General features: G+C 66.2%; 7 protein-coding genes and 1 pseudogene. 5 read left to right on the plus strand and 3 right to left on the minus strand.

All coding sequences use genetic code 11. The features are described 5' to 3' along the window. The first annotated feature begins 209 nt into the window (after nt 1-209). Nucleotides 210-1,538 (plus strand): NsdA family TPR-like regulatory protein, encoded by a 1,329-nt coding sequence (locus DM816_RS19410; RefSeq protein WP_117211675.1) that lies wholly within the window; start codon nt 210-212, stop codon nt 1,536-1,538. A 24-nt stretch (nt 1,539-1,562) separates the two neighbouring features. Then, complete coding sequence (locus tag DM816_RS19415) at nt 1,563-2,093, plus strand: GNAT family N-acetyltransferase (RefSeq protein WP_117211665.1); 531 nt, start codon at nt 1,563-1,565, stop codon at nt 2,091-2,093. 911 nt (nt 2,094-3,004) lie between these two features. Here DM816_RS19415 and DM816_RS19425 read toward each other — a convergent pair. After that, nucleotides 3,005-4,357, minus strand: coding sequence for a trypsin-like serine protease (locus DM816_RS19425; protein WP_162907631.1), 1,353 nt, complete (start codon nt 4,355-4,357; stop codon nt 3,005-3,007). A gap of 575 nt (nt 4,358-4,932) precedes the next feature. Here DM816_RS19425 and DM816_RS19430 point away from each other — a divergent pair. Next, nucleotides 4,933-5,326, plus strand: a pseudogene (locus DM816_RS19430) (helix-turn-helix domain-containing protein); the annotation flags it as partial. Between the two features lie 224 nt (nt 5,327-5,550). Here DM816_RS19430 and DM816_RS19435 read toward each other — a convergent pair. Continuing rightward, the gene (locus tag DM816_RS19435; protein ID WP_211588767.1) at nt 5,551-5,748 is read right to left on the minus strand and encodes a lipopolysaccharide assembly protein LapA domain-containing protein; all 198 of its coding nucleotides are present in this window, start codon (nt 5,746-5,748) and stop codon (nt 5,551-5,553) included. 468 nt (nt 5,749-6,216) lie between these two features. Continuing rightward, on the minus strand, nt 6,217-7,218 hold the full coding sequence (locus tag DM816_RS19440) for a YihY/virulence factor BrkB family protein (protein WP_162907633.1): 1,002 nt from the start codon (nt 7,216-7,218) through the stop codon (nt 6,217-6,219). A gap of 438 nt (nt 7,219-7,656) precedes the next feature. Here DM816_RS19440 and DM816_RS19445 point away from each other — a divergent pair, with 438 nt between their 5' ends. Together DM816_RS19445 and DM816_RS19450 are read left to right on the plus strand one after the other, a co-directional pair. Beyond that, entirely contained in the window at nt 7,657-8,208 is a 552-nt protein-coding gene (locus DM816_RS19445; protein WP_117211670.1) for a DoxX family protein, read from the plus strand. A 29-nt stretch (nt 8,209-8,237) separates the two neighbouring features. After that, nucleotides 8,238-9,187, plus strand: a 950-nt coding sequence (locus tag DM816_RS19450; protein ID WP_117211671.1) for an AI-2E family transporter, incomplete at its 3' end; no start/stop codon positions are given.

Here is a 9,187-nt window from a genome sequence, read left to right on the forward strand (position 1 = left end):
ACCACCAGCGGGAGCCGTCCCGATACCTTGGAGACTGCCGATGCATCGATGACGTAGGAACCGCGCCGCCGGGCCCCATCCCGGCCATCAGACGGACATCAGGCGGCCGTTACCCGGCCATTGATCACATAGGACGGTGATCGATCTGGCCCGTATGCCCATGACCGGCATACCGTGGGGGACAACGTCCCATGTAGGGGGTGGCGCACATGCCCGAACAGCACCCGACACTGCTGGCGCTGCTGATCGCGCAATCCGACCAAACCCAAGACGAGATCGTCGATGGGTACATGCGCTGCGCCCGGCAGCACGCCGAAGACGCCGCCCTCAGCCTGCGCACCCTGCGCCGCTGGATGGCCGGACACGTCACCACCCAGCCACGCCCCGCGCAACGGCGGGTCGCCCACCTCTACTGGGGACGCTCGATGAACGACCTGCTCGCACCGCCGAAAACCTCGCTGCTGGTGCCAGCCGACCCGATCCCGGACCTGATCCTTCCCGCTGACCGGGACGGTCTCACCCATCTGGAAAGGCAGATCACCATGTCCGCTCGCCGCGCCTCCCGGTTCACCAGCTACGCCGAAACCTCCAACACCGGCGCCGAAGCCATCGAACAGCTTCGCCACGATGTCGTCGGCATCGCCAACAGCTACCTCCGCCAGCCACTCACGGCGATCATGGGCGACCTGATCGAGCTGCAAGACGTGGTGTTCACCCTGCTGGAAGGCAAACAGAAGCCCGACCAGACCCGCGAGCTGTATCTACTGGCCGGTGTGGCCACCGGAATGGTCGCCAAAGCCAGCCAAGACCTCGGCCGATTCCACGAGGCCATGACCCTGGCCCGAACCACCTTCGTCTGCGCCGACAACGCCGGCCACCCCGGCATGCGCGCCTGGGCACGCAACCTCCAAGCCCTCATCGCCTTCTGGGCCGGACGCCCCCAGGATTCGGTGCGCTTCGCCCAAGGCGGAGCCGAACTCGGCGCGCAGGTCACCGGCTCGGTCATGGCCTGGCTCGCCTCCTCCGAAGCCCGCGCCTGGGCACAACTCGGCAACGCCGACCAAGCCCACGCCGCACTCACCCGCGCCACCGACCACCGCGACCGCCTCACCACTGACGACCTCGACGAAATCGGCGGCCTATTCGCATTCCCGCAGGCCAAGCAGCACTACTACGCCGCCGACGCCCACGTCTTCCTCACCGGAGCCCAGGCGGACGCCGACCACGAAGCCACCCAAGCCCTCGCCCTCTACGAAGCCGCCCCAGACGAGCACCGCGCCTTCGCCGACGAAGCCGGCGCCCGCTCCGACCTGGCCCTGGCCCGGCTCCGCGCCGGAGCGCTCGACGGCGCCCGCGAAGCCCTCGTCCCAGTCCTCGACCTGGCACCCGCCAAACGCATCGGCGGCATCATCTCCAGCGTCAACCGCGTCCACGCCGCCCTCAGAGACCCCGCCGTCTCCGCCTCGCCACTGGCCCGCGACCTGCGCGACGGGATCGAAACCTTCGGCCGCACCCCCGCCGCCGCGATCACCGCCTGACCAGCCCAGCGATAGAGTCCACCCGTGTACCCCGTCCGCATCGAAGGCACCCGCGTCATCCTCCGCGAATTCGCCGAAGACGACCTCGACGACTGCATGGCCGTCGTCGGCGACCCCGACGTCACCTACTTCCTATCCTTCGACACCCGCACCCGCGACCAGCACGCTGACGTCCTCGCCAAGGACGTCCAGCGGGCACAATCCGACCCCCGACCCGACTACTACCTGGCCATCGCCGACCGCCACACCGACCAGCTCGTCGGCTTCGTCCGCATCGCCCTCGACGCCCACCAACGCGGCGAACTCGGCTACGCCCTTCGCAAAGACCGCTGGGGCCAAGGCATCACCACCGAAGCCTGCCAACTCATACTCGGCTTCGGCTTCAAAACCCTTGGCCTACATAGGATTCAAGCCGCATGCGGCCCGGACAACCACGGCTCCCAAAAGGTCCTGGTCAAGCTCGGCTTCACCTACGAAGGCCGCATGCGCGACCACGTCTACACCAATGGCAATTGGCGCGACTCACTGCTCTACTCGAGCCTAAGAACTGACTGATCGAGCGATGTCTCTCGTACGATCGGGACCTCATCATGGCTGTTAACCTCGGCTCTTCGATTTTGCGCGTGGCGTCGCGAAACATGTCGGCAACGGATCGCCTGGCACAGTAGTGATCGTTTTCGCATTCTGGTGCGTCAGGCCCACAATTGAAGGGGGCTCGAACCACTTCATTGATTAAGTGGCTCGAGCTGGGTTTATAGATGTCTAACTGTTGTCGTGGGTCGTTTCGCCCTGTGGCTCGTTCGTCCGCCGTATCTGAGTTTGCTCATCCGAACCGCGTCCTCCCAGCTCAACCCAGGTAGGGCTGGCCAACGGCCCAGAAGGTAAAGGTGGCGGTAGACGAACCGCCGGCAGCGGGTATCGAGCAAGGGCCTCGTCGCCTGTGACACTTTCGCTGCAGCCTACCTTCATGGCGGCCGCGAGACTGGATCGCCTACCACGCCAAGACAACTTCAGTGTTCACGTATGCCAACCGGGTTACCCGCAACCAGAGGATTGACTGGAACTCGGACGGCAGCCCCAACCTCGGCCGCCCGATCGCCCTTGGCGTCTCGCTCGCCACACCGTCCGGCGACCCCGGCCCGGTCCCGCCCACCGGCGCCCCAGTCGGGATCATCGGGCCGGCAAATGCGTCGACGTATCCGGCGACGACAACGGCGGCAATGCCAGACAAACTCCATCGACCAGCGGTGGACCTGGAGCGGCACGTCACTGCGCACGCTGGGCCGCTGCCTCGACATCGAAGGCAACAGCACGGGCGCCACGGGGATCACCACGTTCGGGGTCAGGGGTGTTGCGCGTACGTTAAACAGTGCGAGGCCCTGGCCGACAGCGGTGATCCCCGCGTCTGCGCCAAGCGGTGTTCGTGGTGCGCCCAGTGACCTGGGGCCACACCTTTCACCGGTTGATTACGGCAGGTGGCGGAAGATGCGTTCCTCGGGCTGCGGGACCAGCTCGAACTGGTATTGGTTGCCAGTCCGTTCGTTGACGCGGGCGAGCAGGCGGGAAACCGGCTCGTACATGTTCAGCTCGGTATCGCCGGGTACGCAGGCACCGGTCCTCGAGTGCCCGGACGACAGGATGCCCAGGGCTTTGCGGGTGACCGGGTCGTAGAGCGGCCCGCCGCTGTCGCCCTTGCGTGAGCAGATGCGTACGGTGATGTGGGACTCGTCCGAAGAGGTGACGGTGCCGCAGTGCGTGCCTGGTTCATAGCCCAGCCCCGCACCCGAATCCACATAGGACACGCCGCTGGGCGGGGTGTAGCCGGAACCGCTTGCGCAGACCGTCGATCCGACCAGGGCTGACGATGCCGCGGTGAAACCTGAGATAGGCAGGAGCTTTCCGTTGTAATACACGGATTGTGAGGGTGGGCGTGAGCCAACGACATCGGCCCAGACTGTTTTGATCCAGAAGTCCTGGCCGTCTGGGTCGATGGGGAGGATGGCGTAGTCGTAACCGCCCGGGTTGGCCATGTTCTTGCCGATCTCCGCGAGCAGATCGGTGGCGCCGCCTTCCACCGCTACCGGAAGTTTCGGCCCGAACCATTGGTGCACGGCGTTGTCGACGTGAGTGTGGGTGCCCGACCGGGTGCAGTGCCCGGCGACGAGAACGAAGCGGTCCTTGGTGATCGCCGACTGGAGCTGGTATCCGAGGGAGCAGCCGCCGACACTCAGATCGTCGCGCTGAATGTCCAGCCGCAGGCCGCCCATCAGCGGCGCCTGTCCACAGTAGAGGGTGCTGCACTTGAGCTCGTCCGGGATGCGTTCGTTGACGCGAACGGGGACGAGCGCGGAAGCGCGAGCGGCGGTGAGCCCGACCAGGGTGCTGCCTGCCCGGTTTACCACGATACTTTCCGTGGCCGGGTCAACCCAGGTGGCCGCGTTTCCAGCCACGGCAGAAACCTTCTGCGCCGTGGCCCGAAGCTCACGCATGGAGTGTTTTGCCCGGTATGCCACCACTCCGGGCAGCTTGGGCACCAGGCCGGGATCGGTCATGCCGATCCGCAGTACGCCGCCATTAGCCTGATCGAGCCACATGCCAAGGTACTGACCAGGATGCTGGCCAGCGAGCTGCTCGTGCAGACCGTAGGCATCGGCTTGCAGTTTGAGGCGCCGTTCTGCCTCGGCTTGGCTCACCGCGTACTCAGACATGAGGTAGCTGATGGCGGGATCGGCTGGCTCGGCGGCGGTAGCAGGGCCCGCACGGAAAAGAACCATCAGGGCAAGCGTGGCCAGCAGTCCCGAAAGCACTTTCTGTCGCACCCGGCGAGTCTAGCGGAAGTTAGAGTTCGTTCATGACCCCTGACAGCTTGGTAGCCGCCGTGACCGATGCCGCCAGGGCATCGGCGAGCGGATCGCCGAAGTTCTTGCTGGCGCTGGTTATCAGCCGGCTCTGTTGACCGGCAGCCCATCGTTAGTGAGACCGCGCTGACCCTTGACCTGCGGCACAGCCTTAACTTCGATCTTGGCCAGCGGAACGGCGTCCCACGCCGCGATGTGGCTGTGCCCGTGCGCGATGCGCATCGCAACCCGGGGAGGGAGCTAAGCCAAACCCGACAGGCTCCGGCCCAGCCAGGACTACGGTCGATGGCGCGCGCTCACAACAACGACTCTGCAAAGTAGACAATGGAAGGCGTGTCTACCAGGAGCACAACCTGCTGACCGAGATAGAGCGCGACGTTTTAACCATAAGGTTCCGCTAAGCACGTCGGGTTAACTTCTGCGCGTAACTGGTTTGTCCGGGACACACCCAGGTTGATTGCTTCAGCAAAGTGAAGACCTCGCTGGGCTTGGATGAGTTTGCCAACAAAACCATCCCAACGAGGCCGGTGTTCAGTATGCGCCCACCAAGCGTGTACGCCCAAAATATCCGACGAACAGTACGAGCAACTGGTGTCGGCGCTACATCATCAGTGGCGCACCGCCGCCCGAATCGTGATGATCCTGCTGTCCGTGCACGGCTGGCCACCAGCCGAGATCGCCGGCTTCCTGCACTACCACCCGGGCACGGTACGCCGCTGGATCGCCCGCCACGAGCTGGAAGGCCTAACCGGGCTGCCCGACCGTCCCCGCACCGGTCGTCCCCGCATCGGCGGCCCCCGGCTGGGCCAACGCATCCGCGCGTTGCTGCAGCACCCCAAAGCGTGGACACTGCCACGGATCTGGCGCGCACTCGGACGGCCGAAAATGAGCCTATCCACCTTGCGCCAGCGGGTCGGCGAACAAGCCCGGTCCACTTTAGGGCATTCGAGAAGAATTCCCCTTTTCCGTTACCCTCGGATTGCGCGTGACCTGGGAAACGGTTTCGGCTAATGGCTCGCGCATCGACTGGTCCGCGATCATCGCGGCTGATATTGGCTCTGTGGCGTTAGGAGCCCGCCGTTGGTTCCTCCGATTCGATCGGCGCGGCTTTCTGTTCTTGCAGGCAATGGCCGCGTGACGCCGTGGGGAGGTTGCTAGCTGCGGTTCTGGCGCGCCATGCGCCGTAGCTGGGTGATGCGGCCGACGCCGATGACGATCACCAGGATCGCCGAACCGACCGCGGCGATCAGCAGGGCCAGTGCCAGCGGCAGCGTGCCGTGCATCCACAGGACGGTGACTTCCACGCCGCGGGTGTTTTGCAGCATGAACACGATCAGTGCGACGGCGGCCAAGGCTGCCGCGCAACCCCCGCCCAAGGCTGTGCTCCACCGGGTGCGTGGCATCCTGGGTGCGGTGTGGCGGCCGGTGCTGTGGGCGGACCCGATGGTGGCTGCTCGCTGCCCTCGGCTGGGGGCTTGTTGCGTTCACGTTCCAAGCCAGACACCCTGATCACCAACCTTAGGGTTGGTCACCGCCAACGCGATCCGGCGGACGAACAGCGGCCTCACCAGCGGACGCTCTTAGCATACGCCCCATAGCGCGCATCGTGACCGCGTGAAGCGGGCGTCGGCCGAAATTCGTCCCGCCACAGGCCGGCCGGATACCGCCACGCTGCCGCAGGTGGCCGCCACCGTCGCGGCCCTCTATTCCCTATGCTGCAGTGTGATTTAGAGGGGATAATCCGGCCTGGATGGCTGGCCTGTCCCTTACCTGTTGAACGTGTTTGACCTCCGGGCACCGCTATGTGTGCAAGCCGCAGTTCACCTGTCTGCTTCGGGTCCGGTGAACCCGTTATCTTCAGCAGCGTTTTCGAGCCGCCCTGCGGATTCCTGCGGGCAGCCGGATGACCCGGCACCGGATACAGCCGAGGATGGCGGAAAGGTGGGCTTCGCGGACATGTCGGTGACCGTGCCGGCGGTGCTGGTGGCGGTCAGCGCGCACGCGAACAAGACCAGCTGGTTGAGTAGGTTGAGGAACACCAGCAGGCCCACGGCAGCCGCGACGGCCTGGTAGACGGGTCGCACGGCGACAGCGTTGACGTAGACCCGCCCAACGTTGGTAAGCACCTGGACGCCTACTGCGAGCAGCAGTGCCGGACCCCAAACCCGGCGCAGCGGCATCCGCAGCCGGGGGAGCCCGGTGAGCACAGCCATCGACAGCCCGGTGTTCACGGCCAGCCCGATGACGAACCCGGCCGCAGCGGGCAGCACGCCCGCGGCATGCTTCGCTTCCATCACCTCGTTGCTGAGCATGTTGAGCAGGTTCTGGGCTGCGACCTCAATGGCCAGCGATATGACGAGCAGCAGGCCGAGCCCGGTCAGCACCAGCAGGTCGATGAGCTGGCGGGCGAAGAAGTTGCCGGGATACTGCGGCAGGTCCCAGACGGCCCGCATCGCCGAACGCAGCGCGTCGACCCAGAACACGCCGGAGACCGGCAACACGATCAGACCTGCGACCCACGCCATGCCGCGGGCGTCACGCAATGCCGCGAGATCGAGGCGGGGCACGATCTGCGGCAGCCGCTCCTGCATCGCCGCCAAAAGATCTGCAGAGTCCACAACGGAACCTAGGATGGCGAATCCGAGCAGGGCAAGGGAAAAGACGGCGAAGAACGCGTAGTAGGTGACCGCTGCGGCGAGTCGGCCAGCGTCGGAGCGGTCATAGCGCACCACCGCAAGAACCGCATGGTCGAGCCAGCCGATCCTGCGGCGCAAGCCGGTCACGTGCCCGCTTAGCCGCTGCCATACGCCGACCTGGCTCATCGGCCTGTCTTACCCTCCGGCCGCCGATCCACACCGTCCACAACCGACACTTGCGGCAACGGCTCGGGGGCGACCGATCGGCTGTGTTGGGTTGGTTAGGAGTCGATAACCACGGTGACGAGGGTTCCGGGCCAGGTCGCGGAGCTGCCGCACGATCCACGGCCCATAGCCATGCGTGCTGCGAGGGTTTCTCCCCGGCATGCCGCCCTGCGGGAGCCGTGAACTGCCTGGAATACGGCTGGCATTGATCAAAAGCCATGCCGCTGCGGTCTGAGGCCATCCCTTGGATTCCTCAACCCCAGTGAACATCATCGTGCGCAGGTCGGAGTCGCTACTGGCCCGGTAGTGGGGCACCGATTTGCTCGCAACCGTGGTGCTTGTCCGCGACGTGGCCCAGCCCGGCTGGTATGAAAGCCGGGCGCCGGGTAATGGCTGGGCATGACACCTGTGCACAGCAGCGCCCGCTTGATCCTTAGTGGCGTGTTCATGGCAAGCGGCGCTCGTGCGCTGGCTCTTCCCGGCCATACGACGCCGCAGGCCAGCCGGCCTATCTACCGCCTCGACCAAGATCAGGCCGATCCGCGGTGGCCGCTTGAGGCGCATACCCTGGTGCGGCTGCGCGGAGCGATACAACTTAGCGCGGGGATACTGCTCGCCAGCGGATATCTGCGGCGCCCGGCGGCCGTCGTGCTAGCCGCCTCGCTGATCCCGGCCAGGGTCGCCGGGCAGGCGTTCCGCAACCGCGACGAGCCCGGTGAGCGTCGCCGCGAGCGCATGGATTTCTTGAAAGATCTTGGTCTGCTCGGCGGGTTGTTGTTCCTTGCGGTGGCCGACACCGACGGTCGGCCACGTTTGGGCTCGCCCGCCGGGCAGCCGCTGCCCGGGCGGCGCCGGGTGCACGAAGCGCATCATCGCACACGTTCCGGGCACCGCCGGCCGTCAGCAGGCCGCACCGCCGCCAGAACACCGGCCAGAACGCCTGTCATCTAGGTGCACATTGGTTCAGGGAAGGAGCTCCGGTGGCCGAGTCGGATGCCGAACGCAGTCGGCTGCACCGTGCCGCGCAGGCCGCACGCGCGAGAATCCGCGCTGCCCGCCAAGCCGCCGAAGACGCCGCTGAGGACGAGGCGGACACCGGATCCGCGGCGGAGTCCGCGCGTGACGCCGATGCTCAGGTTCCGTACGGGTTGCGGGTCACGGTGGCGTGGACGTGGCGGCTGCTGGTCCTCGCAGCCGGTGGGTACGTGTTGCTGTGGCTGGTCAGCCACCTGTCCGCGGTCTTGATTCCGTTGGCCATCGCGCTGCTGCTCTCGGCGTTGCTGGCCCCGGCCGTGAGGTTTCTGCGTACCCGGGCGCGGTTCCCGGCGTCGCTGGCCACCGCGATCGTGGTCGTCGGGGGTCTTGTCGTGGTCGCGGGCACTCTCACGTTGGTGATCACCCAGTTCGTTGCCGGGGCACCGGCCATGGCCGAAAAGGCCAGAAGCGGCGTCGGCCAGATCCAGCAGTGGCTACGTGACGGGCCGCTGGGTCTTTCCACCCAGCAGCTCGACGACGCGCTCGCTGCGGCCGGGGCCTGGCTGCAAACCAACCGGCAAGCCCTGACCAGCGGCGCGTTCGCCACCGCCACCGCAGGCGTGCAAGCGCTCGCCTCCGGGCTGCTCATTCTGTTCGTCGCGTTCTTCTTCCTGCGCGACGGAGACCGCCTGTGGCGCTTTGCCACCCGGATCCTTCCCCGGACCGCGCGCCGGCCGGTGGGTGAGGCCGGGCGTGCGGCATGGCTGACTCTGGTCGCCTATGTCCGCGCTACCGTGCTGGTGGCGTTCATCGACGCGGTCGGGATCGGCCTGGCCCTGCTCATTTTGCGGGTGGAGTTCGCGCTGCCGCTGGCCGCGCTGGTCTTCCTCGGCGCGTTCATCCCGATCGTCGGTGCCACCCTGTCCGGAGCCGTCGCCGTTCTCGTGGCCCTGGT

The sequence above is a fragment of the Allorhizocola rhizosphaerae genome, assembly GCF_003426775.1.
GTDB classification, from domain to species: Bacteria; Actinomycetota; Actinomycetes; order Mycobacteriales; family Micromonosporaceae; genus Allorhizocola; species Allorhizocola rhizosphaerae.